The 22,136-nt window shown below is 68.2% G+C and carries 16 protein-coding genes, 6 pseudogenes and 1 riboswitch; of the genes and pseudogenes, 8 read left to right on the forward strand and 14 right to left on the reverse strand.

Annotation, left to right across the window (positions count from 1 at the left end; genetic code table 11):
* Window positions 1-176 precede the first annotated feature (176 nt).
* Both fabB and fabA read right to left on the reverse strand, forming a co-directional pair.
* Window positions 177-1,385 (reverse strand): beta-ketoacyl-ACP synthase I, encoded by a 1,209-nt coding sequence (gene fabB, locus ACZK2V_RS02850; RefSeq protein WP_049424825.1) that lies wholly within the window; start codon window positions 1,383-1,385, stop codon window positions 177-179.
* Window positions 1,385-1,898, reverse strand: a pseudogene (gene fabA / locus ACZK2V_RS02855) (3-hydroxyacyl-[acyl-carrier-protein] dehydratase FabA). Before fabA ends, fabB begins: the two are co-directional and overlap by 1 nt.
* Before the next feature lie 191 nt (window positions 1,899-2,089).
* On the opposite strand from fabA, the gene dinB reads away from it, so the two are divergent.
* Window positions 2,090-3,184 (forward strand): DNA polymerase IV, encoded by a 1,095-nt coding sequence (dinB, locus tag ACZK2V_RS02860; RefSeq protein ID WP_049463455.1) that lies wholly within the window; start codon window positions 2,090-2,092, stop codon window positions 3,182-3,184.
* Between the two features lie 291 nt (window positions 3,185-3,475).
* Here dinB and ACZK2V_RS02865 read toward each other — a convergent pair whose 3' ends face one another.
* Together ACZK2V_RS02865 and ACZK2V_RS02870 are read right to left on the reverse strand one after the other, a co-directional pair.
* Window positions 3,476-4,387, reverse strand: coding sequence for an MBL fold metallo-hydrolase (locus ACZK2V_RS02865; RefSeq protein WP_049462430.1), 912 nt, complete (start codon window positions 4,385-4,387; stop codon window positions 3,476-3,478).
* 85 nt (window positions 4,388-4,472) lie between these two features.
* On the reverse strand, window positions 4,473-5,111 hold the full coding sequence (locus ACZK2V_RS02870; RefSeq protein WP_049462428.1) for an NAD(P)-dependent oxidoreductase: 639 nt from the start codon (window positions 5,109-5,111) through the stop codon (window positions 4,473-4,475).
* A 108-nt stretch (window positions 5,112-5,219) separates the two neighbouring features.
* Here ACZK2V_RS02870 and ACZK2V_RS02875 point away from each other — a divergent pair, with 108 nt between their 5' ends.
* The 3 genes and pseudogenes from ACZK2V_RS02875 (at window position 5,220) to gph (ending at window position 7,668) form a co-directional block, all read left to right on the forward strand.
* Window positions 5,220-6,149 (forward strand): LysR family transcriptional regulator, encoded by a 930-nt coding sequence (locus ACZK2V_RS02875; protein WP_032128732.1) that lies wholly within the window; start codon window positions 5,220-5,222, stop codon window positions 6,147-6,149.
* Window positions 6,146-6,935 (forward strand): annotated as a pseudogene (locus ACZK2V_RS02880) (class I SAM-dependent methyltransferase). Before ACZK2V_RS02875 ends, ACZK2V_RS02880 begins: the two are co-directional and overlap by 4 nt.
* A 64-nt stretch (window positions 6,936-6,999) precedes the next feature.
* A complete protein-coding gene (gene gph / locus ACZK2V_RS02885) occupies window positions 7,000-7,668 on the forward strand; it encodes a phosphoglycolate phosphatase (RefSeq protein ID WP_049462426.1) in 669 nt (222 codons plus the stop codon).
* A gap of 128 nt (window positions 7,669-7,796) precedes the next feature.
* On the opposite strand, the pseudogene btuB reads toward gph, so the two are convergent.
* Window positions 7,797-9,639: pseudogene (gene btuB / locus ACZK2V_RS02890) on the reverse strand (TonB-dependent vitamin B12 receptor).
* Window positions 9,640-9,754: 115 nt separating this feature from the next.
* A riboswitch (cobalamin riboswitch) is annotated at window positions 9,755-9,977 on the reverse strand.
* Window positions 9,978-10,119: 142 nt separating this feature from the next.
* On the opposite strand from btuB, the pseudogene ACZK2V_RS02895 reads away from it, so the two are divergent.
* Window positions 10,120-10,696: pseudogene (locus ACZK2V_RS02895) on the forward strand (histidine phosphatase family protein).
* A gap of 91 nt (window positions 10,697-10,787) precedes the next feature.
* Here ACZK2V_RS02895 and ACZK2V_RS02900 read toward each other — a convergent pair.
* Window positions 10,788-11,150, reverse strand: coding sequence for a TfoX/Sxy family protein (locus ACZK2V_RS02900; RefSeq protein ID WP_032128727.1), 363 nt, complete (start codon window positions 11,148-11,150; stop codon window positions 10,788-10,790).
* Window positions 11,147-11,629 (reverse strand): GAF domain-containing protein, encoded by a 483-nt coding sequence (locus ACZK2V_RS02905; RefSeq protein ID WP_005407940.1) that lies wholly within the window; start codon window positions 11,627-11,629, stop codon window positions 11,147-11,149. The genes ACZK2V_RS02900 and ACZK2V_RS02905 overlap by 4 nt, the downstream gene beginning before the upstream one ends.
* A 68-nt stretch (window positions 11,630-11,697) precedes the next feature.
* Between ACZK2V_RS02905 and bioD the strand changes: the two genes are divergently transcribed.
* A complete protein-coding gene (bioD, locus tag ACZK2V_RS02910; RefSeq protein ID WP_049463380.1) occupies window positions 11,698-12,381 on the forward strand; it encodes a dethiobiotin synthase in 684 nt (227 codons plus the stop codon).
* Window positions 12,382-12,456: 75 nt separating this feature from the next.
* Here bioD and ACZK2V_RS02915 read toward each other — a convergent pair whose 3' ends face one another.
* From ACZK2V_RS02915 to msrB, 5 genes and pseudogenes are all read right to left on the reverse strand, one after another.
* Window positions 12,457-12,606, reverse strand: a complete 150-nt coding sequence (locus ACZK2V_RS02915) for a hypothetical protein (RefSeq protein WP_177179489.1) — start codon at window positions 12,604-12,606, stop codon at window positions 12,457-12,459.
* Between the two features lie 322 nt (window positions 12,607-12,928).
* Window positions 12,929-14,378: pseudogene (locus ACZK2V_RS02920) on the reverse strand (aminotransferase-like domain-containing protein).
* Between the two features lie 202 nt (window positions 14,379-14,580).
* Complete coding sequence (msrA, locus tag ACZK2V_RS02925; protein WP_049424850.1) at window positions 14,581-15,318, reverse strand: peptide-methionine (S)-S-oxide reductase MsrA; 738 nt, start codon at window positions 15,316-15,318, stop codon at window positions 14,581-14,583.
* Window positions 15,319-15,332: 14 nt separating this feature from the next.
* Window positions 15,333-17,100, reverse strand: a pseudogene (locus ACZK2V_RS02930) (cytochrome c biogenesis protein DipZ).
* A gap of 2 nt (window positions 17,101-17,102) precedes the next feature.
* The gene (gene msrB / locus ACZK2V_RS02935) at window positions 17,103-17,675 is read right to left on the reverse strand and encodes a peptide-methionine (R)-S-oxide reductase MsrB (protein ID WP_049424854.1); all 573 of its coding nucleotides are present in this window, start codon (window positions 17,673-17,675) and stop codon (window positions 17,103-17,105) included.
* Between the two features lie 144 nt (window positions 17,676-17,819).
* On the opposite strand from msrB, the gene ACZK2V_RS02940 reads away from it, so the two are divergent.
* On the forward strand, window positions 17,820-18,539 hold the full coding sequence (locus ACZK2V_RS02940) for a response regulator transcription factor (RefSeq protein ID WP_012509950.1): 720 nt from the start codon (window positions 17,820-17,822) through the stop codon (window positions 18,537-18,539).
* Entirely contained in the window at window positions 18,536-20,005 is a 1,470-nt protein-coding gene (locus ACZK2V_RS02945) for a sensor histidine kinase (RefSeq protein ID WP_049461658.1), read from the forward strand. Before ACZK2V_RS02940 ends, ACZK2V_RS02945 begins: the two co-directional genes overlap by 4 nt.
* Here the strand turns inward: ACZK2V_RS02945 and ACZK2V_RS02950 are convergent.
* Window positions 20,002-21,348, reverse strand: coding sequence for an ATP-binding protein (locus tag ACZK2V_RS02950; protein WP_049461657.1), 1,347 nt, complete (start codon window positions 21,346-21,348; stop codon window positions 20,002-20,004). The two genes, ACZK2V_RS02945 and ACZK2V_RS02950, sit on opposite strands and share 4 nt — an antisense overlap.
* Window positions 21,345-22,034 (reverse strand): winged helix-turn-helix domain-containing protein, encoded by a 690-nt coding sequence (locus ACZK2V_RS02955; protein WP_049461656.1) that lies wholly within the window; start codon window positions 22,032-22,034, stop codon window positions 21,345-21,347. The genes ACZK2V_RS02950 and ACZK2V_RS02955 overlap by 4 nt, the downstream gene beginning before the upstream one ends.
* Window positions 22,035-22,136: the final 102 nt, after the last annotated feature.

Below are 22,136 nucleotides of genomic sequence, written 5' to 3' on the forward strand. Positions count from 1 at the left end.
AATGCCCCGGCAGGTGCCAACCTTGGTTGGCACGCCCAAACGCCCTGGTAGGTGCCGACTTTGGTTGGCACGCCCAAACGCCCCGGTAGGTGCCAACCTTGGTTGGCACGCTTTTCAATGCAGTCGAGCAAGCTCGACTCTACGGGTGCCGACCGTTGGTCGGCACACCTGCCCCATCACACCCGCCCGAACACCAGTGCAGCGTTGGTGCCACCGAAGCCAAAGCTGTTGGACATCACCGTATCCAGCTTCTGCTCGCGGCTCTCGCGCAGGATCGGGAAGCTTTCCACCTTCGGGTCCAGTTCGCCGATGTTGGCCGAACCGGCAACGAAGCCATCGCGCATCATCAGCAGGCAGTAGATCGCCTCATGCACGCTGGCCGCACCCAGCGAATGGCCGGACAGCGCCTTGGTCGAGGACAGCGGTGGCACCGCATCGCCGAACACTTCGCGGATCGCGTTGAGCTCGGTGACGTCGCCCAGCGGCGTGGAAGTGCCGTGGGTGTTGAGATAGTCCAGCGGACGATCGACGTCCTGCAGCGCCATCTTCATGCAGCGCACCGCGCCTTCACCGGACGGCGCGACCATGTCGGCGCCATCGGACGTCACGCCATAGCCGATCAGCTCGGCATGGATGTGCGCACCGCGCGCAACCGCGTGGTCGTAGTCCTCCAGCACCAGCATGCCGCCGCCACCGGCGATGACGAAGCCGTCGCGGTCCTTGTCGTATGGACGCGAGGCGCTGGCCGGGGTCTCGTTGAAGCTGGTCGACAGCGCACCCATCGCATCGAACATCACGCTCATCGACCAGTGCAGGTCTTCACCGCCACCGGCGAACATGATGTCCTGCGCGCCATGGCGGATCATGTCCGCGGCGGCGCCGATGCAGTGCGCCGAGGTCGCGCAGGCGGCCGACAGCGAGTAGCTGACACCCTTGATCTGGTAGGCCGTGGCCAGGCAGGCCGAGACCGTCGAGCACATCGTGCGCGGCACCATGTACGGGCCGACCTTGCGCACACCGCGTTCGCGCAGCAGGTCGACTGCGCCGATCTGCCATTCGCTGGAGCCGCCGCCGGAACCGGCGATCAGGCCGGTGCGCAGGTTGCTGACCTGCTCGGGGCTGAGCCCGGCATCGGCGATCGCATCGCGCATGGACAGGTAGGCGAAGGCCGCCGCATCGCTCATGAAGCGCTTCTGCTTGCGGTCGATCAGCGCCTCCAGGTCGAGGTCGACGCGACCGCCTACCTGGCTGCGCAGGCCCGCTTCGGCGTGGTCGGCCAGGGCGGTGATGCCCGAGCGCCCTTCGCGCAGCGCAGCCGAAACGGTATCCAGATCATTGCCGAGGCAGGACGTGATGCCCATGCCGGTGATGACGACGCGACGCATCAGAAGCTCCCGGTTTCAGTGAACAGGCCGACGCGCAGGTCGCGCGCTGTAGATTTCGCGGTCATCCACGTACATGCGGGCGTCCGACTGGGCCATCACCAGCTTGCGGTTGATGACACGGCTGATGTCGATCTCGTAGCGCACCAGTTTGGCCTCCGGCAGTACCTGGCCGGTGAACTTCACCTCGCCGCAGCCCAGTGCGCGGCCCTTGCCGGGGGCGCCCAGCCAGGTCAGGAAGAAGCCGGTCAGCTGCCACATGGCATCCAGGCCGAGGCAGCCGGGCATCACCGGGTCGCCGGTGAAGTGGCAGCCGAAGAACCACAGGTCCGGGCGGATATCCAGTTCGGCGCGTACCATGCCCTTGCCATGCGGTCCGCCGTCCTCGCGGATGTCGGTGATGCGGTCGAACATCAGCATCGGATCGTTGGGCAAACGGCCGGCGGCGGTGCCGAACAGTTCACCGCGTGCGCTGGCCAGCAGCTGTTCGCGGTTGAACGCGTGGAGACGGGTCATGAAGCACAATCCTGGAAGCGGGGAAACAGGGAAACAAGCGCTCGAGGATGCCCGTGGAAACTGCGCCGATCAAACATTTCAACCGTACGCAACCGTAGTGTTTTCAAGGGAATACGCGCATCCTGTTGATGTGCAACGACCATACTTCGGCGTGTGGCCCACCCGGCCCGGCCCCGCCTTTCCCACCTGACATGACCCGACTGCGCAAGATCATCCACGTTGACATGGACGCGTTCTACGCGTCGGTGGAGCAGCGCGACGATCCGTCACTGCGCGGCAAGCCGGTGGTCGTGGCATGGCGGGGTGCCCGCTCGGTGGTGTGTGCGGCGTCCTACGAGGCGCGCGTGTTCGGCGTGCGTTCGGCGATGCCCGCCGTGCGTGCCGAGCGCCTGTGCCCGGACGCGATCTTCGTGCCGCCGGACTTCGCGCGTTACAAGGCGGTGTCACAGCAGGTACGCGCGATCTTCCTGCGCCATACCGACCTGGTCGAGCCGCTGTCGCTGGACGAGGCCTATCTGGACGTGACCGAGCCGAAGAGTGGCATTGAACTGGCCACCGACATCGCCCGCACCATCCGCGCGCAGATCCGCGAGGAAACGAACCTGACTGCTTCAGCCGGGATCGCGCCGAACAAGTTCCTGGCCAAGATCGCCTCGGACTGGCGCAAGCCCGACGGCCAGTTCGTGATTCCACCGCAGCGGGTGGACGCCTTCCTGCTGCCACTGCCGGTGAACCGCGTGCCCGGCGTCGGCAAGGTGATGGAAGGCAAGCTGGCCGCGCGCGGCATCGTCACCTGCGGCGACCTGCGGCAGTGGGCACTGATCGACCTGGAAGAGGCGTTCGGCAGTTTCGGCCGCAGCCTGTACAACCGCGCACGCGGCATCGACGAGCGGCCGGTGGAGCCGGACCAACAGGTGCAGTCGATTTCCTCCGAAGACACCTTCGCCGAAGACCTGCCGTTGGAAGACCTGGGGGAGGCGATCGTGCAGTTGGCAGAGAAAACCTGGAATGCCACGCGCAAGACCGAACGCGTCGGCCACACCGTGGTGCTGAAACTGAAGACCGCGCAGTTCCGCATCCTCACCCGCAGCTTCACCCCGGAGCGCCCGCCGGAATCGATGGAAGAACTGCGCGACATCGCCCTGGCCCTGCGCGCCCGCGTCGACCTGCCGGCGGAGACCCGCTACCGGCTGGTGGGTGTCGGACTCGGTGGCTTCCGCGAAAAGGAGCCGGTGGTGCAGGGGGAACTGTTCGAGCACGGGCCGAACGAGTCCCCACGTAGCTGATCTTCGTGTCGACCAAGGTCGACACCTACCAAGAGCAGGTCATGCCATCCAGACAGGTTGCGGAGACATGCCATCCAGGCAGATCGCAGAGAACTGTCGAAGGCGGGGTGGGTCCGGTTGCGGGGGCGTGAGCGCCATGGATGGCGCGACCGAGCCTCCATGGACGGATTCACGGCGTCCCCCGCAACCGGACCCACCTCGCCATCCCACGGATAGCCAGCTGTTGCTTCGGCTGTTGCCGTTGCATTGAGCAGGTGCAGGGCGCAGCCCTGCAAAAGAAAACTCCCTACCTCATGGCCACTGCATCTCGCCCTTGGCCACCTTCGCACTCAGCTCCAGCGACTCCACGCCCGCCAGCTTCGGGTACCGCGCCTGCATTGCTTTCACCAGCGCCGCACTGTCCTTCGCCTTTGCCGCCTCAACATCGAACGCGCGGATGTAGTCCGAGGTGAAGCGCAGCGCACTGGCATCCAACGCCGCACCCGGCGCGTAATGCCCCGGCACCACCACCTTCGGCTTCAGTGCCTGCAGCCGCTGCAGGGTCTGCAGCCAGTCGGTGTGCGACTTCGGCGTCTGCGTGTCGGCCATCCACACGTGTTCACCGGCCACCACCGGAATGCCACCGACGATCGCGCGCAGCGACGGCACCCACAGCACCGTGCGGTCCGGCGTGGGTCCATCCAGGCCGATCAGCGGCAGGCGCTGGCCTTCCAGTTGCAGGGCATCGCCGTCCAGCACCTGCGGCACCACGATGCGCGCCGGCACGTCGGCGCCCATCTTCGGTCCCCAGTAGGCCAGCTTGCCGGCCTGGGTCTGCTGGATGTGGGCGACGGTCTGCGCAGTGGCGACGACGCGCGCCTGCGGGAACGCGTCCTGCAGCGTGGCCAGGCCGAAGTAGTAGTCCGGATCGCCGTGGCTGATGTAGATGGTGGTCAGCTGCTTGCCGCTGGTGCGGATCAGCTCGACCAGCTTGCGCGCGTCGCTGGCACCAAACTGCGCATTGACCAGGATCGCGTCGTGGCGGCCTTCGATCAGCACCGAGGACACCGAGAACATCGCCTGCGGGCCGGGATGGAAGGTCTGCAGGTGCAGCTGGGATTTCGTGGCCGTGGCCGGCGCCGCGGCGGCCGGCGCGGCGAGCAGTGGCGCACTGGTGAAGCTGGCGGCCAGGGCGAGGGGGAGCAGCAGGGCAGCGGTACGCATGGGGCATTCCTTGTGGCGGACGGCGAGCCGGGCGTGGGCCTGGCTCACAGGTGGGTAGCGCCGGGCCATGCCCGGCGGCCTGGCATCAGTACGCCGCAGTGATGATCTGCTTCGGGTACTGGTGCGCTTCCAGCTCGGCGACGAACGCCGCGCCGTAGTCGGCGTAGCTGATGCGGCTGTGGCCGCTGGCATCAGCCAGGAAGGCCTTGGGCTGTACGCGGTACTGGCCGCGCTCTTCGCCCGGGCCGATTTCGGCGGCCGGCGAGAAGAAGGTCCAGTCCAGGTCATCCACCGCCTGCAGGCGGTTGAACGCCTCACGGTGGGCCAGTGCGTACGGCTTGTAGGCCTCCGGGAAGGTGGGGGTATCGACCAGCTGCACGCCGGGTGCGACTTCGAGGCTGCCGGCGCCACCGACCACCACCAGGCGGGGCACGCCGGCCTTGCGTGCGGCGGCGGCCAGCTGCGCGGCGACCTCGCCGACGCGGCCGATGTCATCGCCCGGGCGCGGGCCGTAGGCACTGGCCAGCACGTCGTGGCCGGTGATGGCGGCAACCAGCGCGTCCTGGTCATCCAGCGAGGCGATCACCGGATGGGCACCGGCCAGCTCGGCCGGGAGGTCCTGCGCGCTGCGTACGATGACAGTGAGTTCGTGGCCGCGGGCCAGCGCGTGGCGGGCGATCTGGCGGCCGATGTTGCCGGTGGAACCAACGAGGGCGATCTTCATGGCAGGACTCCGTGGGGCGGTGTGGGGTGGGAATGGGGCCACTCTAGGCTGCTGCAGTTGATCGAAAAACAGCGTATAACGCGCTTGTTTGTTGCATGGATCGAGCATATGGACCGATTGACCGCCATGACCGTCTTCGTCGAGGTGGCCGAGCGCGGCAGCCTCACCGCCGCCGCCGAGGTGCTGGACATGTCGCGGGCGATGGTCAGCCGCTACCTGGCCGAGGTCGAGGGCTGGCTGGGCGCACGGCTGCTGCACCGGACCACGCGCCGGGTCAGCCTGACCGGTCCTGGAGAGGCGGCACTGGCGCGCTTCCGGCAGATGCTGGCGATCGGTGAAGAACTGCAGGGCGAACTGGCCAGCGATGATCCCGAGCCGCATGGCACGTTGCGGGTGACCGCCAGCGTCTCGTTCGGGCAGAGCCATCTGGCACGGGCGGTGGCTGGCTTCGTCGCGCGCCATCCGGCGGCGCGCATCGAGCTGCTGCTGGTCGACCGCACGGTGAACCTGGTGGAAGAGCGCGTGGATCTGGCGGTGCGCATCGCCCGCCAGATCGACCCGAGCCTGATCGCGCGGCGGCTGGCCACCTGCCGTTCGGTGCTGTGCGCGACGCCGTCCTACCTGCAGGCGCGTGGCACACCGACCGCTCCCGAGCACCTGGCCGCGCACAACTGCCTGACCCACCACTACGTCGGCAAGAGCCTGTGGCAGCTGCACCGCGACGGTCGTTCGCTGTCGGTGGCGGTGGGTGGCAACATCAGCGCCAACGAGGCCTCGCTGCTGCTGGAGGCGGTGCGCGCCGGTGCCGGCATCGCCATGCTGCCGACCTACCAGGTGGCGCCGCTGCTGCGCAGTGGCGAGCTGATCGAACTGCTGCCCGAATTCAGCCTGGACGAACTCGGCATTCATGCCGTGTACGCGTCACGGCGCCAGCAGCCCGCTATCATGCGGCGATTCCTGGATTTCCTGGGCGAGTGTTTCGCCAGCCCGGCCTTCCAGGATCTGGATTGGCGCCCACCGGGCAAGGAGAACACATGAACCATGGACAGGCCTTGATCGACCACAACCGTGCTGCCTGGGACCGCCAGGCCAGCGAAGTGCGCGAATGGTCGCGCCCGGTGGAAAGTTCAACGATTGCCGCCGCGCGCGAAGGCCGCTGGCAGGTGCACCTGACGCCCCGCGCGTTGCCACTGGACTGGATGGGTGATGTGCGCGGCCGTCGCATCCTGTGCCTGGCCTCAGGCGGTGGCCAGCAGGCACCGGTGCTGGCCGCTGCGGGCGCTGACGTCACCGTGTTCGATCTCTCCGACGGGCAGCTGGAACAGGACCGCAGGGTCGCCGCGCGCGATGGCCTGCAGCTGCGCACCGTGCAGGGCGACATGCGCGATCTGCACGTGTTTGCCAACGACAGTTTCGATGTGGTGTTCCACCCGATCTCGAACCTGTACGTGCCTGATGTGCGCCCGGTGTGGACCGAATGCCGCCGCGTGCTGGCACGCGATGGCATGCTGATGGCCAGCTTCTACAACCCGGTGCTGTTCGTCGGCGCGCGATCCGCAGCTGGATGCACAGGGCCTGATCCGGCCACAGTACGCCATTCCCTATTCGGACCTGGAAGACCTGGCGCCGGCCGAGCGCGAGGCGAAGCTGGCACGGGGTGACGCGCTGACCTTCGGCCACAGCCTGACCGAACTGATCGGTGGGCAGCTCGATGCCGGCTTCATCATCGATCGCTTCATGGAAGACTGGCAGCCGCAGCCGCGATTCCTGATCGATCGCTATCTGCCCACCTTCCTGGCGACCCGCGCGCGCCGGATCGGCTGAGGCGGATCGGCGCAAAAACCTGCGGCGTACAATGGACGGCCCCACGTCATGCAGGTGCCGTCCCTTGTCGTATCCCTATCCGCTGGTCGTGTTCGACCTTGATGGCACGCTGGTCGACAGCGCAGCTGATATCGCCGAAGCACTGAACCGCACGCTGGAGGACATCGGTGTGGCACGCGTGCCGGAAACCACGGTGCTCGGTTGGATCGGCGACGGTGTGCGCCGCCTGGTCGAACAGGCCGTGCATGCGGCCGGCCGCGAGGTGGACCTGGCCGAAGTGATGCCGGTGTTCATGGTGCACTACCGTGAGTGCCTGCTGCGCAGCCCGCGTCTGTTCGATGGCGTGGCTGAAGCACTGGCGCAACTGCGTGCGCGCAACGTGCCGCTGGCGATCTGCACCAACAAGCCCGAAGCGCTGGTGCCACCGCTGCTGCAGCATCTGGGCATCGGTGATGCGTTCGCGCTGGTGCTGGGGGGCGACTCCCTGCCGCAGCGCAAGCCCAGTGGTGAACCGCTGCGGCATATCGCCGCGCACTTCGGGCTGCCTGTAGAGGCGTGCCTGATGGTCGGTGATTCGTTGACCGACTACCGTGCCGCCGAAGATGCAGGCATGCCGATCGCGCTGGTGCGTTACGGCTATCCGCGCGGCCTGGACCTGGCCACCGCGCATGCGGTGGCGGTGATCGACGACCTGCGTGAACTGCCGGGGTTGCAGGGCTGGTGCAACGGATAACGCCGGTCGCCGGGCGGTAACCGGGCCGACGCAATGGGTAGTGCCGGCCGCTGGCCGGCAACCCGCGATGCGCTGTCGAAGGTCATGATGTTGCCGGCCGGCGGCCGGCACTACCATGACCGTCGCGGTCACTTCGGCTGGTAACGCACGCTCAGCTGGTACTCGCGGCCCGGCTGGTTGAACCACGCCACGGTTTCATACGTGCGGTCGAATACGTTGGCGGCGCGCCAGCAGCGACCACGACGGCGTCAGCGCGTACTCGGCGCGCAGGTCCAGCGTGCCGTAGCCACCGACCTTCACCGCGTTGGCCGCATCGTCATAGCGCTTGCCCGCACCCTGCACGGTCAGGCCGGCGCGGAAATCGCCGAAGCGGCGGTCGACGTCCAGGCGCGCGGTCTGCTGCGCACGGCGCGGCAGCCAGTTGTCGAACTGGGTGCTGCCATGGGTGCGGTTGCGCGGGTCGGTGTAGCTCAGCTGCGCGTTGATGTCGAAACCGGCCAACAGCACGCCACCGGTCAGCTCGGCACCGCGGATGCGCGCCTTCTCCACCTGCTGCATCTTCATCGTGGACGCATCGTAGGTGATCAGGTCATCGATGCGGGTCTCGTACACATCCAGGCCCCAATGCCAGCCCTGGCCCTGCTGCGAAACACCGAGATTGGCGCTCTTGGACTTCTCCGGGTTCAACGTCGGCACCCCGCTCCACGGGTCGTACAGGTCGCTGAAGGTCGGCGCCTTGAACGCAGTGCCGTAGCTGGCATTGACGCGCAGGCCGTGCTCCAGTTCCATCGCCCAGCCCACGCTGCCGGTGGCATGGTTGCCGAACTGCTGGTTGTCGTCGTTGCGTGCGCTGGCCTGCAGCTGGTGGCGGCCGAAGCGGCCCTGATACTGCACGAACACGCCGGTGTTGCGACGGCTGTCGACGAGGTAGCCCGCGCTGCTGCCATCCAGGTTGTCTTCGCTCCAGTCCACGCCGGTGCTCAACAGCTGGCCTTCGGCCAAGGTGAAGTCACCCTGCAGCGAGGCGCTGTCGCGGTGGGTCTGCGCGCTGCCGCGTGCGCCGAAGTCGCCGAAGTTGTCCGACTCGTTGTCACTGCGGCCGACGTTGGCTGTGAAAGCCAGGCGTTCAGACGGGGTGTAGCGCACCTTGCCGGCCAGCACCTGCTGGCGGGTCTCCGAGTAGTTGTAGTAGCCGTCGTAGTGGTTCTTGCCGTCGGCGCGCAGTGCGCTGCCTTCCACGGTCCACTGGTCGTTGAAGCTGTAGCCGCCGCGCAGGCTCTTGGACAGGTTGCGGTAGCCGTCGCGGTCGTGCTCGTCGGCAAAGCAGCCCGCGGTGAACACCGAGGCGGAGCCGCGGCAGGCATCGATGCCGTCGGAATGCTGGTAGGCGATGTCGGCGCCGAACCAGCCGCGTTCGGTGCCACCGCCGATGCCGCCGCTGGCTTCGCGCAGGCCGTTGCTGCCACCGCCGAGCTGGAAGTGCGGAGCGAAATCGCCCTGGTTGCGGCGGGTGAAGATCTGGATCACGCCACCAATGGCGTCGGCACCGTACAGGCTGGACTGCGGGCCGCGCACGATTTCCACGCGCTCGATCTGCGCCAGCGGCAGGTCCTGGTACATGGCCAGGCCGAGGTCGGCACTGTTGATGCGCACACCATCCACCAGCACCACGGTGTGGCCCGAGTTGGTGCCGCGCAGGAACAGCGAGCTCTGCTTGCCGAGGCCGCCGGAGTTGGTCAGGTTGATGCCGGCGCGGCCGCGCAGCAGCTCCTGCAGCGAGGTGGCCTGGCTGGATTCGATCTGCGCGCGGTCGATCACCTGGGCCGGCGCGATGCTGTCCTGCAGGGCGATCGGGGTGCGGGTGGCGGTGACCAGGATCTGGTCGAGCGCGGTGGTGTCATCGGCGGCCTGGGCCAGCGCGGGCAGGGCGGCCAGCACGGCCAGGGACAGCATTCGGGACTGCAGCTTCATGGGGGACTCCAGGTGCCACGCACGCCCGCGTGGCGAAGGGGAGGAGCCGCGAAGGCAGGCATGCGCCGACGCCGCAGCGCAGGCTGCGGTCATCCAGCGCCATGCCCACCGCATCGCGACCTGAGGCTTCCTGGCCGGTCTCCGGGCTTGCCGCCGGGTGGCGCGAGGCCACCGTCCAGGCGCCTTCCCATGCCTGCGGCACAGTGGCGTTGTTGCCTGGAACTGACGTGCTTACCGTTGCGGGGGCAGCGCCGGCCTGGCGTGGAATCACGCGTCACCGGCTTCCCGTTTCAACCTGCCGGCCGTGGCCGCAGGTCACCTGGAAGTGCGCGCAGTCTACGGCATCGCAGGCGGCCCGTAGCGTCGAGCGTGCTCGACTGCCTTTGCTGTGCCCTTAGAATGGTCCCTCGATCCCGTGGTGCCGTTGCCGATGTCCGCCCGTTTTCCGCTGTTCCCGCGTTGCCTGTACAGGACGCACGCATGATCCTCGACCTGGTCCGCCATGCCGGCAACGGTCGCGATGAGTTCCTCGATGGCCGCAGCGATCCACCGCAGCTGGCCCGCCTGCCGCAGGAACTGGTCGACGCCTACGCTGCGCAGCCCTGGGAGCGGGTGATCAGTTCGCCGCGGCTGCGCTCGCTGCACACGGCGATGGCCCTGGCCACGCCGCGCGGGCTGGACGTGGAAGCGGACGAGGAATGGGAAGAGCTGGATTTCGGCGATTGGGACGGGCAGTCGCTGTTCGACCTGCCGGAGGACGCATTGGCGGCCTTCCATGCCGACCCGCATGCATTCCCGCCGCCGAACGGCGAAAGCTGGGGCCACTTCGAGCGGCGCATCGCGCGCGCTGGATCGCCTGCTTGATGATGACGATCCGGTGCCGACGCTGGTGGTCAGCCACGGCGGCCCGCTGCGCATGGTGCTGTCGCAGGTCTGCGGCCTGCCGATGTCGCTGTGCTGGGCCCTGCGTATTGACCACGGCACACGCCTGCGGGTGTGGCTGGAGCGCGGCGAGGTCGGGCTGGTGGGCGAACTGCAGGAGCTGCAGCAGCCCTGACCGCACTCGCCGGGCATGACCCGGCGCTACCGATCCCGCATCGCAGTGGTGGTGCCGGCCGCTGGCCGGCATCCCCAGGAACGCGGAGGCCTCAATCCTCGTCCGCGCGCTCGGCCACGCTGTCCTCAGCGTCGTCGTCAGCATCGAAGCGCTGCTCATGCACCGGGCCCGAAGCGGGGCCGGCCGCCTTCAGCGGATGCGCAGCGATGCGCGCTTCGTAATCCTGCACCAGTGCCTCACGCTGCGGCTCGCTCAGTTCCTGCCAATGGCAGTCCAGCAGCGCGCCTTCCAGTGAATAGAGCAGGTTCAGGCTGGGCTTGAAGCCGGCGCGCTTGACCTTGACGAAGGCGCCGACCGCGCCGATCGCAACCAGATCCTCGCGGCTGCGCAGGCCGACCTGACGCAGCCACGCCGCACTCTTCGGGCCGATGTTGCGCAGCTTCGGTGCGCTCATCCCAGCGCCTCGACGAACACGCGGGCGATGGCTTCCAGGCCAGCCTGGTCGTCGGCATCGAAGCGGCCGACTTTCGGGCTGTCGATGTCGAACACGCCGATCAGTTCATCGCCGCGCAGCAACGGCACCACCAGTTCCGAGCGCGAGGCCGAATCGCAGGCGATGTGGCCGGGGAAGGCATCGACGTCCTCCACGCGCTGGGTCACGCGCTGGCTGGCGGCGGCACCGCACACGCCCTTGTCCAGCGGGATGCGCACGCAGGCCGGCAGGCCCTGGAATGGCCCGACCACCAGTTCCTTGCCGTCGTACAGGTAGAAGCCCACCCAGTTCAGGTCGGGCAGAGCGTGATAGACCAGCGCGGAGAGGTTGGCCGCGTTGGCGATGCGGTCGGACTCGGCGTAGACCAGGCCGCGGGCCTGTTCCAGCAGCTGGGCGTATTGTTCCGGCTTGCTGCCGGTGAGCGAGGCATTGGCGAACATGCCCGCAGTCTAGCAAGCGCGCCGGGCCGGCGATAATGCAGGCTCTGTTGCCCCGCTGGAGCTTATCGATGCCGTTGCCCGCCACGCTGCCGCCTGCCCTGTTCGTCACCGGCACCGATACCGAGATCGGCAAGACCGCGGCCAGCACCGCGCTGCTGCATGCACTGCGCCGGCGCGGCCTGCGCGCGGTTGGCATGAAGCCGGTGGCCAGCGGCAGCGAAGACCTGGGGCAGGGCCTGCGCAACGAGGACGCGCTGGCGCTGCAGGCGGCCAGTTGGCCGGTGCCGGTCTATGCCGACCTGAATCCGTACGCGCTGCGGCAACCGCTGGCGCCGGAGCTGGCCGCTGCCGAGGATGGCGTGCAGGTGGAACTGGCGCCGATCGTGGCAGCGTTCGCGCGCCTGCGTGCTCAGGCCGATGTCGTGGTGGTGGAGGGCGTTGGCGGTTGGCTGGCGCCGGTCTCGGCCACGCTCGACCAGCTCGACCTGGTGCGTGCATTGCATCTGCCGGTAGTACTTGTGGTCGGCATGCGGCTGGGCTGCGTCAACCACGCACGGCTGACTGCGCAGTCGCTGCAGGCCAGCGGCGTGGAGTGCCTGGGCTGGATCGGCAACCACATCGACCCGGTGATGCAGCGCCAGGATGAGAACATCGCGACGTTGCAGCAGCGCCTGCCGATGCCGTGCTGGGGGCGGCTGCCGTATCTGCCGGGAGAGGATGGCGAAGCGCTGTCGGCGTACCTGCTCGAGTGATCCTGGGTAGTGCCGGCCGCTGGCCGGCAACTGCATCCACCCGGCGATCCCGAGGTTGCCGGCCAGCGACCGGCGTTACCGTGCCGCAGCCGCCAGCTCCTTCGCGATCGCACCCAGCCGCTCCACCGCACCGATGAAGCGCGCATCCAAGGTCTGGCAGCACGACAGCCGCAGGCATTGGCGGTAGCGTGCGCCGCGCGAGTACACGCGGCGCTGGGCGCGCACGTGCTTGAGTGATCCTGGGTAGTGCCGGCCGCTGGCCGGCAACTGCATCCACCCGGCGATCCCGAGGTTGCCGGCCAGCGGCCGGCACTACCGTGTTGCAGCTGCCAGCTCCTTCGCGATCGCACCGAGCCGCTCCACCGCGCCGATGAAGCGCGCATCCAGCATCTGGCAGCACGACAGCCGCAGGCAGTGGCGATAGCGCGCCGCGCGAGTACACGCGGCGCTGGGCGTGCACCTGCTTGAGTGATCCTAGGTAGTGCCGGCCGCTGGCCGGCAACTGCATCCACCTGGCGATCCCGAGGTTGCCGGCCAGCGGCCGGCGTTACCGTGCTGCAGCCGCCAGCTCCCGCGCGATCGCACCCAGCCGCTCCACCGCACCGATGAAGCGCGCATCCAAGGTCTGGCAGCACGACAGCCGCAGGCAGTGGCGGTAACGCGCACCACGCGAATACACCTGGCCGGGCATGAACACGATGTCCTCTACCAGCGCACGTTCGAACAGCTCACGCGTATCCACGCCCGGCAGTTCGAGCCACAGCAGGAAGCCGCCTTGCGGCTCGGTGGCACGGGTGCCGGCCGGGAAGTGTTCGGCCACCAGCTGGCGCAGCCGTCCCACCTGTTCGCGGTACAGCCGGCGCATGCGGTGCAGGTGATGCTCGTAGCTTCCGGCTTCCAGATACGCCGCCACCGCATCGCCGAGCAGTTGAGGCTCGCCACCGGTGGACTGGAATTTCAGCAGCGCGATGCGCTCGGCGAAGCGGCCGCCATCCAGCCAGCCGATACGGTAATCCGGTGCCAGTGTCTTGGAGAACCCACCGACCACCATCACCCAGCCATCGCGATCGAAGGCCTTCAGCAAGGGCGCCGGCGGTTCGCAGAACTGCAGCTCGGCATACACCGCATCTTCGATCAGCGGTAGCTGGCGCGCGTTGACCAGTTCGGCCAGGCGTTGCTTGGCGGGTGTCGGCATGGTACAGCCCAGCGGATTGTGTACGGTCGGCATCACCACCAGTGCGGCCAGCGACGTGTGCTCCAGCATCGCTTCCAGTGCATCGACATCCAGGCCGTGCTGCGGGTGGGTGGGCAGCTCGATGGCCTGCAGGCCGAGGTTGGCCAGCAACGGGTACAGGTTGAAGTAGGACGGCGCCTCGATGCCCACCGCATCACCGGGCTGGGTGACCGCGCGCAGTGCCAGCTGCAGGGCCTCCATCGCGCCGTGGGTCAGCAGCAGCCGCTCGCTATGGGTGTGCAGGCCCATGCGTGGACCGCGACGCACGATCTGCGCCAGCAGCCTGGGGGAGCCGTTCGGGCGCGCGTAGGATTCCACTGTCTGCTGGCCGTGCCGCAGCACCTGCGCGGTATGCCGGGCCAGCTGCGCGCCCGGATAGAACTGGCGCCCGCGCGGACCGGCGAAGGCCAGGTCGATCACTCCGGGAGCGACGTTGTGCCTCCAGCACGCGCGCCATCAGCACCTGCTGCAGTGGTGCGGTGGGTGCGGACGGGGTATCACGCAGCGAACGCTCTGGCACCGACAATCGCGGCGCCACCTCGAAGCCGGCCTTTGGCCGCGGAATGACCAGGCCGGCGTCCTCCAGCTGGCGATAGGCCGCGATCACCGTGTTCAGGCTGAGCCTTCGCTGCAGGGCCATCTGCCGCAGTGAAGGCAGGCGGCTGCCGACCGGGAGACGTCCGCCGTGGATGGCTTCGGCCAGTTCATCGGACAGCCGTTGGTAGCGGGGTGGGATCATCGCGCTCTGGTTATCTGTATCCATCGAACTTCCCGCCATCTGGTTCTGTACCCATGATGATGGCGAGCCTAGCATGTCGTTGTCGGACGGGCCTGATCGGGGCACGGCCGATACTTCCCAAGCGCACGGCTGGATGGCCGTGCGTCTTTTTGGAGGTGGTACCGGCCGCTGGCCGGCGATCCCCAGATCCGCAGGAGCCGGCCAGCGGTCGGCACTACCCGGGTCGTTACCGCATCGGCACCAGTGCCGCGTCGCGCCGGTACAGCGCCGGGAACTGCTTGCCCAGTGCAGCCAGCTTCGGTGCGTCGTAGTAGCGGATGTAGGCCGCCTGCGGGTAGTTGGTCATGTAGTTCTGGTGGTAGCTCTCGGCCGGGTAGAAGTGCTGGCCGCTGACCAGCTGGGTGACGATCGGTGCGCGGTAGCTGCCGGCCTGGCCGAGCTGGGCGATGTAGGCGCGGCTGGCCGCCTGCTGGCGTGCGTCATCACTGAAGATCGCCGAGCGGTACTGGCTGCCGTGGTCCGGCCCCTGTCGATTGAGCTGGGTCGGATCGTGCACCACCGAGAAGAACACCTGCATCAGCTGGCCATAGCTGACCTGGCGCGGGTCGTAGTCGATCTTCACCGCCTCGGCATGACCGGTCTGGCCACCGCTGACGCGCTCATAGCGCGCATTGGCCGCGCTGCCACCGATGTAGCCGGACACCGCATTGCTCACGCCTTTGACGTGCTGGAACACGCCCTGCACGCCCCAGAAGCAACCGCCGGCGAACACCACGCTGGCATGGGTGGCGTCATCGCGGAACGCGGCGTCGCCGCTGGGCGCCGGTAGTGCCTTGGCCTGCGCGCTGGCTTCCAGCGGTGCCGCGACTGCGCCGTGGTCGACCAGCAGCACGCCAGCGATCAATGCAGTAGCTACCAAGCCGGCGACACCGGCGGCGATACCTTGTTCAAAAGAGAGTTTCATCGTGTGCTCCCGTTTCAACCGAAGGTGAAGGCATAGGCCTGCACGCCCGCATCGAGGAATTCGATCTCGAAGCGATGCGGGCCGACCGCGCCGCGCTGGCGCACCAGCTGGTACAAGCGGTGTTCGTTGACCACGCCGCTGCCATCGGCGCCGACATCGCTGCCGGCATCGGCGATGGGCAGCGGCTTGCCATCCAGCCAGACGCGGAAGCGCACTGGCTTGCCGTCCTCGCTCGGTGCCAGCACCAAGTGCAGGTCGCGCGCATGGAACTGGAATGCAATGCGGCCACCGGCCTGCTGCAGCTGCGCAGCTTCGTCGGTAACGGTCCAGCGCCCCGACAGTCCCCACCGGTTCAACGCCAGGGTGGCCGGCAGGTTGTAGTCGAACGCGGTGTCGCTGCGCTGCCCGCCGGGCGAGGCGAACTGCTCGGCGCGGGCGTGGCCCAGGTAGGTTTCCGGCGAACGCAGGTTGCCCATGTCGGCCTGCACGGCCACGCCCTTCAGGTCGGCGGCAGCGGGATCGGCCGGTGGTGGCAGGTTGGTCTGCCCGGCTTCGGTCAGCAGGCGACGGATCATCTGTTCCGAGCGCGCATACTTGCCCTCGCCGAACTGATGGCCGCGGATGTTGCCCTGCGCGTCGACGAAGTACTGTGCCGGCCAGTAGCGGTTGTTGAAGGCGCGCCAGATCGTGTACTGGTTGTCGAGCGCCACCGGGTACTCGACCTTCAGCTGCTGCACCGCCTTCATCACGTTGCGTGGGTCACGCTCGAACGCGAACTCCGGCGTGTGTACGCCGACCACCACCAGACCGTGGTCGCGGTAGCGGCGCTCCCATTCGTGCACGAACGGCATCGCGCGCAGGCAGTTGATGCAGGAGTACGTCCAGAAATCGACCAGCACCACCTTGCCGCGCAGCTGCTGTGCACTCAGCGGCGGGCTGTTGAGCCAGCCGGTGGCACCATCCAGCGCGGGCAGGGCGCCTTCCACCGGCAGCGGTGCATCGGCACCTGCATTGGCGCCGGCCATCATCATCATCGGCGGTGCCGCCGGCTGCGCGCCGGGCACTGCGTCCAGCAGGCTTTGCTCGATGCGCGCGGTGCTGACCGTGGACAGGCGGGTCAGCAGGCCGGTATCCCAGCCGAGGCCGATCGCCACGACGGCCAGCAGCGCGGCTACACCCAGCACCTTGCGCAGGACATCGCCGAGGCCGAGCCGCGCCTGCAGCGCACGGAACACGCGGCCGCCGACCCACACCGCCAGCGCCAGCGCGGTGATCGCACCCGATGCATAGGCAAGCAGCAGGGTGCTGGTACCGACGCTGGCGCCATGCAGGGCAGCACCGGTCAGCACCAGGCCGAGGATCGGCCCGGCGCACGGTGCCCACAGCAGGCCGGTGGCGATGCCGATCAACAGCGAGGTCCATGCGCCGCCATGCCCAGCAGCATCAGCGGCATCGGCACGCGCTCAGGCGTGCACCCACACGCTGGAACGGCGCCAGCAGATGGTCGGCCAGCCGCGGCCAGAGCAGGGCGACCGCGAACAACGCCATCAGCAGCAGGGCGATCCAGCGTCCAACCTGGTTGGCCTGCGCCACCCATTGGCTGCCCACCGCAGCCAGGCTGGCGACCACGGTGAAGGTGAGCGCCATGCCCAGCAGCAACGGCAGCGTGCTGCGCAGGAACGGGCGATCGGCACGCGCGAACACGAACGGCAGCACCGGCAGGATGCAGGGACTGAGCAGGGTCAGCGCGCCCCCCAGATAGGCAAGCAGCAACAGCAGCATCGTCAGGCTCCGGAAGCAGGGGAAGAACCGACCGGCACCCGCCAGCCGTCGGCAGTGCCATCAGTGGCACCGGGAACGAACACCATCGCCGCACCGTTCATGCAGTAGCGCAGCCCGGTCGGGCGTGGCCCATCGTTGAACACATGGCCGAGATGGCCGCCGCAGCGGCGGCAATGCACCTCCACCCGCAGCATCCCGAAGGTGACGTCGCGGTCTTCGCCGATGGCGTTGTGCAGCGGTGCCCAGAAGCTGGGCCAGCCGGTGCCGCTCTCGAACTTGGTGGACGAGGAGAACAGCGGCAGTGCACAGCCGGCGCAGGCGAAGGTGCCCTGCCGATGTTCCTTGTTGAGCGGGCTGCTGTACGGGCGCTCGGTGGCCTGCTGGCGCAGCACCGCGTACTGCGCCGGGGTCAGCTGCTGGCGCCACTGAGCATCGCTGCGCATGACCTCGAACTGTCGCGACGGACGCGCTTCGGCGGCGGCCGGGGCGGCGCGGCTGCAGGCCCCCAGGCCGAGCAGGCCGGCGGCGGTGGCAACACCGCCCAGGCCGAGTAGATGGCGGCGGGAGAGGGACATGGCGGACTCCGGGAAGGGGCGACGGGGCCATGCTGCGCCCGCCCGGGTCAACGAATCCTCACGCAGGATTCAATTTTTCGTGAGGTATCGGCGGCCGTCCCGCGCCACAATGCAGCCAGCTTCCCCACTGGCTCCGAGCTGCCGATGTCGACCAAACGCGTGCTGATCGTCGAAGACGATGCCCACATCGCTGACCTGCTGCGCATGCACCTGGGCGATGAAGGCTATGACGTGGCCCACGCCGCCAGCGGTGACGGTGGCCTGCGCCTGCTGGAACAGGACGGCCCATGGGATGCGCTGGTGCTGGACGTGATGCTGCCCGGTGTCGACGGCCTGCAGGTGTGCCAGCGTGCACGCGCGATGGCGCGCTACGTGCCGATCATTATCATCAGCGCGCGCGGCAGTGAGACCCAGCGCATTGTCGGCCTGGAGCTGGGCGCGGACGACTACCTGGCAAAACCCTTCTCGATGCCGGAACTGGTGGCACGGGTGCGCGCCCTGCTGCGCCGCGCCGAGGCGATGGCACAGAGCGCACGCATCGATGCGGGCGCGATCGAGCTGGGCGGGCTGCAGCTGGATCCGGTCGCGCGCACCGCTTCGGTGGATGGCAATGCGCTGGAACTGACCCCGCGCGAGTTCGACCTGCTGCTGTTCTTCGCCCGCCACCCGGACCAGGTGTTCGCACGCATGGAACTGCTCAACCAGGTCTGGGGTTACCAGCACGATGGTTACGAGCATACGGTCAATACCCACATCAACCGCCTGCGCAGCAAGATCGAGCCGGACCCGGCCAACCCGCGGCGGCTGCTGACGGTGTGGGGCCGCGGCTACAAGCTGGTCGACCCGGCCGGGGCGGCGGCATGATCAAGCCCAATCTGTGGCAGAAGCTGGCGGCGGTGATCGCCGCGCTGATGCTGATGTGCTGCATGGCGTTGCTGGCACTGCAGATGCGCGCCAACACCCGCCATGAGCAGGAAGTGGTGCAGCGGCTGTCGCTGGGCCTGGCCGAACACATCGCCCAACGCAGCGAACTGATGGACACCAGCGGCATGCGCGATGCTGCGGTGCGTGCGCTGTTCGGCCAGCTGATGGCGGTCAATCCCAGCGTCGAGGTCTACCTGCTGGACGACCAAGGCCGCATTCTCGGCCACGACGCGCCCAGCGGCCATCTGGTGCGCAACAAGGTGGACGTGGCACCGCTACGCCGCCTGCTGTCGGGTGCGCCACTGCCGATCCTCGGCGATGACCCGCGCAGCGCCGATGGCCGCAAGGTGTTCAGTGCTGCACCGTTGATCGTGCAGGGCCGCCAGGCCGGTTATGTGTACGTGGTGCTGGTGGGCGAACACCGGCAGATGCTGGCCGACGACCTCGCGGCCGGCAGCCAGTGGAACACCACATGGTGGTCGGTGATGCTGGTCGGAAGCCTCGGCCTGCTGGCCGGGCTGGTGGCGTTCTACTGGGTGACGCGTCCGCTGCGGCGGCTGACCCGGCGCATCCAAGCCTTCGATATCGATGCGCCGACACCGTTGCCGCCGCCCGAACCGCTGCGCCCGGGCGAGCGCGACGAGCTGGTAATTCTCGAACATGCACATGCGCAGATGGCGCAGCGGCTGGGGGAGCAGTGGCAGCAGCTGCGCCAGCAGGACCTGCAGCGGCGCGAGCTGGTTGCCAACATCTCGCACGACCTGCGTACGCCGTTGTCGTCGCTGCATGGCTACCTGGAAACGCTGGCGCTGAAGGACGCCACGCTGTCACCGGACGAGCGCCGCCGCTACCTCGGTATCGCGCTGGCACAGAGCGCCAAGGTTGGCCGGCTGGCGCGCGCGCTGTTCGAGCTGGCGCGGCTGGAGCACGGTGAAGTGCGTCTGGAGTGGGAAGTGTTCGCGCTGCCGGAGCTGCTGCAGGACGTACTGCAGAAGTTCGAGCTGGCCGCGCAGGCGCGCAACCAGCGCCTGCACGCGGAATTTCCGCCCGGCCTGCCGCTGGTACGTGCCGACCTGGGCCTGGTCGAGCGGGTGCTGACCAACCTGCTCGACAATGCATTGCGGCACGCGCCGGAAGGTGGGCGGATCGAAGTGTGCCTGCGTGCGACCGCGGACAGCATCGAGGTGAGCGTGGCCGATGATGGTCCCGGTGTGGCAGCGGCGCTGCGCGCACAGTTGTTCCAGGCGCCGGCCGCACTGGGCGCACGGCGTGGCGAGAACGGTGGCCTCGGCCTGTTGATCGTGCAGCGTATCGTGCAGCTGCATGGCCGCCGCATCGAACTGCGCGACAGTGAGCGTGGCGCGCTGTTCGTGTTCGCGTTGCCGCGCGCGGAGCCGGCGGCCTAGCAGGCCGCCTCGCTCACCACGGCACCGCCGCTTTCCAGAGGCAGGTGCAGGCGGATGCAGGCACCGCCCAGTTCGGAGTCGGTCACTTCAACGTGGCCGCCATGCTTGTCGGCCACCACCTGCACCAGTGCCAGGCCGAGACCGAAACCGGGGCTGCCCGGGTCCAGCCGCACATAGGGTTGCAGCACCTGGCCGCGCAGTTCGGGCGCAATGCCGGGGCCGTCGTCCTCCACCTGCAGGCACAGCCAGCCATCGTTGACCGTGCTGGCGATGCGGATCTGCCGCCGCGCATAGCGCAAGGCATTGCCGAGCAGATTGCGCAGCGCCAGTTCCAGCATATGCCGGTTGACGTTGACCAGGCCTGCTGGCGACAGCGCCTGCTGTACCGGCAGCGGCAGCGGTGCGAACTGGGCCACCACGCCACGGACCAGCGCGGCCAGCTGCAGGCGCTGGCGGGTCAGCTGATGGCAGCGGCCCAGCGCGGCGTACTCGACGCCGGCATCGGTGAGGTGCTGCAGGCGATCGACGTCGGTGCGCAGGCCACCCAGCGCATCGCGTTGTATCTCGTCCAGCGCGGTGTCCTCCAGGTCGGCCAGGCCGAAGCGCATCCGCGCCAACGGCGTGCGGACTTCGTGCGCCACCGCCTGCGCCAGCACGCGCTGGCTTTCCAGCAGCTGCTGCAGCTGCTCGGCCATGTGGTTGAAGGCATTGGCCAGCGGCCGCACCAGCGCGGTGCCGGCGCGCGGCGCACGCGTGTCCAGCTGACCATCGCGCATCTGCCGGGCGGCCTGGGCCAGCTGCGAGACGTCGCGCCACAGGCGGTAGACCATCACGTACATCGGCAGCGCCACGGCCACCATCAGGATCAGCAGCAGGATCGCCACGCCGGACACTTCGCTGTCCTGCCAGCCTTCCTCAGGCAACGCTTCATCCAGTGGCCCCAGCATCACGGCATAGTTGCTGTCGCCGATCCGCTGCAGGCTGCGCATGTGTTCCAGGTCGATCTGCACACGGCCGTTGTTGAACGGCGGTCGCTGGCTGGCCGACAGCGCCTTCTCCGCCTCGGCCAGCGGCACCATTCGCAGGGCATAGGCGAAGTCGGCGTCGAGCCCTCGTGCCAGCGCCGGCCACTGGTCACGTGGTGTTTCCGCGAAGCGTTGCTGCAGCAGCGCATGGGTGCCACGCATCTCGGCCAGCAGGCTGGCTTCGGTGCGGTCTTCCAGCAGCGCATCCCAGGCCCACAGGCCCAGCACGATCAGCAGCAGGTGGGCGACCAGGAAGCCGATGCCGTAGCGCAGGAAGTGGAAGGCGTGGCCGCGCATCGCCGAGTGCGTGCGCTTCATCCCCATGCCGAGCGGCTGAACAGGTAGCCGCGTCCACGGACGGTCTTGATCCGCTCCGGTTGTTCAGGGTTGTCGCCCAGCTTGCGGCGCAGGCGCGAGATGCGCGCATCGATCGAACGGTCCAGGCCGTCAAAGGCGATGCCACGCAGGCCGCGCAGCAGCGCATCGCGGTCCAGGATCTGGCCGGCGTTGCTGGCCAGCAGGAACAGCAGGTCGAACTCGGCCGTGGTCAGCTCCAGCAGGCCGCCCTGCAGGTGCACGTTGCGGGTGGACGGGTCGATGTTCAGCTCGCCGAAGCGCAGGCTGCCGTCGCGCGGTTCGACCCGGCGGTGGCGGCGCAGATGGGCACGCAGGCGGGCGAGCAGCACCCGCGGTTCGATGGGTTTACCGATGTAATCGTCGGCCCCCAGCTCCAGTCCCAGCACCTGGTCAATGTTGTCGGTGCGGGCGGTCAGCACACAGATGATGCCGTCATAGTGGGGCCGGATCTGCCGACACACTTCGAAACCATCCTGGTCGGGCAGGCCGACATCGAGCAGGACCAGGGCCGGCTTCTCGGCCAGGATCCGGGCCACCGCGCGCTCGCCACTGCGCTCATGGGCCACCTGGTAGCCATGCCGCCGCAGATAGTCGCTGACCATCGTACCCAGGCGGGCATCGTCTTCAACCAGTACGATATCCAGCATTTTCAAGGCCTCCGTGGGCGCAAACGTACCGCCACGGCACGAGCGCGGCGATGCTATCCCAGCCTGCGGGCCGCCCGGGTCCCGGGGGCGGGCGCCATTCAG

The organism is Stenotrophomonas sp. 93052_Sma, from assembly GCF_056481145.1.

Bases quoted from the DNA above. Each gene is read 5' to 3' on its own strand.
- fabB (WP_049424825.1), bottom strand. From the start codon at position 1,385: ATGCGTCGCGTCGTCATCACCGGCATGGGCATCACGTCCTGCCTCGGC.
- dinB (WP_049463455.1), top strand. From the start codon at position 2,090: ATGACCCGACTGCGCAAGATCATCCACGTTGACATGGACGCGTTCTAC.
- ACZK2V_RS02865 (WP_049462430.1), bottom strand. From the start codon at position 4,387: ATGCGTACCGCTGCCCTGCTGCTCCCCCTCGCCCTGGCCGCCAGCTTC.
- ACZK2V_RS02870 (WP_049462428.1), bottom strand. From the start codon at position 5,111: ATGAAGATCGCCCTCGTTGGTTCCACCGGCAACATCGGCCGCCAGATC.
- ACZK2V_RS02875 (WP_032128732.1), top strand. From the start codon at position 5,220: ATGGACCGATTGACCGCCATGACCGTCTTCGTCGAGGTGGCCGAGCGC.
- ACZK2V_RS02900 (WP_032128727.1), bottom strand. From the start codon at position 11,150: ATGAGCGCACCGAAGCTGCGCAACATCGGCCCGAAGAGTGCGGCGTGG.
- ACZK2V_RS02905 (WP_005407940.1), bottom strand. From the start codon at position 11,629: ATGTTCGCCAATGCCTCGCTCACCGGCAGCAAGCCGGAACAATACGCC.
- bioD (WP_049463380.1), top strand. From the start codon at position 11,698: ATGCCGTTGCCCGCCACGCTGCCGCCTGCCCTGTTCGTCACCGGCACC.
- msrA (WP_049424850.1), bottom strand. From the start codon at position 15,318: ATGAAACTCTCTTTTGAACAAGGTATCGCCGCCGGTGTCGCCGGCTTG.
- msrB (WP_049424854.1), bottom strand. From the start codon at position 17,675: ATGTCCCTCTCCCGCCGCCATCTACTCGGCCTGGGCGGTGTTGCCACC.
- ACZK2V_RS02940 (WP_012509950.1), top strand. From the start codon at position 17,820: ATGTCGACCAAACGCGTGCTGATCGTCGAAGACGATGCCCACATCGCT.
- ACZK2V_RS02945 (WP_049461658.1), top strand. From the start codon at position 18,536: ATGATCAAGCCCAATCTGTGGCAGAAGCTGGCGGCGGTGATCGCCGCG.
- ACZK2V_RS02950 (WP_049461657.1), bottom strand. From the start codon at position 21,348: ATGAAGCGCACGCACTCGGCGATGCGCGGCCACGCCTTCCACTTCCTG.
- ACZK2V_RS02955 (WP_049461656.1), bottom strand. From the start codon at position 22,034: ATGCTGGATATCGTACTGGTTGAAGACGATGCCCGCCTGGGTACGATG.